Source organism: Bradyrhizobium sp. Leo170 (assembly GCF_004296405.1).
Classification (GTDB): domain Bacteria; phylum Pseudomonadota; class Alphaproteobacteria; order Rhizobiales; family Xanthobacteraceae; genus Bradyrhizobium.
Map to the genome: position 1 here is coordinate 1 of NZ_PSRR01000986.1, position 220 is coordinate 220.

The following is a 220-nucleotide window of genomic DNA, read 5'->3' on the forward strand; positions in this document are numbered from 1 at the left end:
ATCGACCTCTACAACGATCTCGCACGGCGGGCGACACGTCTGCTGGCGGTCGCGCCGAAGCTGCGCGGCAGGGATGCCGGCATGATGGTGGCGATCCTGATGGTGGAAGACGCCCAGTCCACCGGCGCCGGCAAGATGGCGAGCGACCGCAGCACGCGACGGCTATTCGAACGGCTGGTGTCGCTCGGCGCGGTGCGCGAGCTCACGGGACGGCCGACTT

General features: G+C 69.1%; 1 protein-coding gene. It reads left to right on the top strand.

The features are described from left to right. Positions 1-220: DUF1403 family protein (locus tag CWO89_RS45570; RefSeq protein WP_130584507.1), on the top strand; the 220-nt coding region annotated here is incomplete at both ends.